The 861-nt window shown below is 41.0% G+C and carries 2 protein-coding genes; one reads left to right on the forward strand and one right to left on the reverse strand.

From position 1 onward, the window contains the following. A partial coding sequence (locus A3729_RS04130; protein ID WP_197475548.1) for a hypothetical protein occupies positions 1 to 365 on the reverse strand: 365 nt, incomplete at its 3' end. Between the two features lie 196 nt (positions 366 to 561). On the opposite strand from A3729_RS04130, the gene A3729_RS04135 reads away from it, so the two are divergent. Next, positions 562 to 861 (forward strand): acyltransferase (locus A3729_RS04135; RefSeq protein WP_156497642.1); only part of this gene is annotated, 300 nt, incomplete at its 3' end.

An 861-nucleotide genomic window follows, 5' to 3' on the forward strand; every position in this document is an offset into this window, starting at 1 on the left:
AGTTTTCCCTTACTTAGCGGCTGAAAATTCCAAGTAACATTTGGCACCTCTAGCTTAGAAAAGTAATCTAAAACAGCTTTGGTACCTTTATCTTCCTCAGCATAAAACACGGTTGCGGTTAAACGTAACTTACTGGGTGGGTAGTTGACGTATGAACTTAACTGATAGCTCAAGGTATTAGAGTAGTTCCAGCAATGACTTACGATTTCCAGATCAAACTCACCTGAAACAGCTGACCGAGTTTCGGTTTCAGGAATGGGGTCGCGAAACCACGACACGGGTAACAAAGGCTTAACAAACCACCGAAATAGTTGTATCAAATATGAATCATAACGAAGTGGCGGATAAGTTTTGGTTTGTTGCATCAAGACGTTTCCCAGAGAAAGTATCGTAGCCAAGGATATTACCATAAGAGCAATAAAATGGTTCCTATTATTAAGACATACTCAATCCCATAAACGGTGAAGGAAGACAACACAAGCCCCAAACTTGTCCACATATTTTTTTGTATGTTAGTATCGCCGCCATTTATTGAAATACCTATCAGATCCAGGATTCATAATGCTTTATAGAAGTGAAGTTGACGGTTTACGAGCCATAGCAGTGCTACCAGTCATTCTTTTCCACGCTGGACTATTTGGTTTTAGCGGTGGCTATGCTGGCGTCGATATCTTTTTTGTTATCAGCGGTTATTTGATTACCCGTATCATTCTGGATGAGCTGAACGCAGGTACTTTTACGATCAGAAACTTCTATGAGCGTCGCGCACGTAGAATCTTACCCGCTTTATTTAGCATGCTGACTGTAACAACGCTTATTGCCGTTGTCGTGATGCCTTCAGAGCTTTTTAAATCTTATGCC

This window comes from Oleiphilus sp. HI0043, assembly GCF_001634935.1.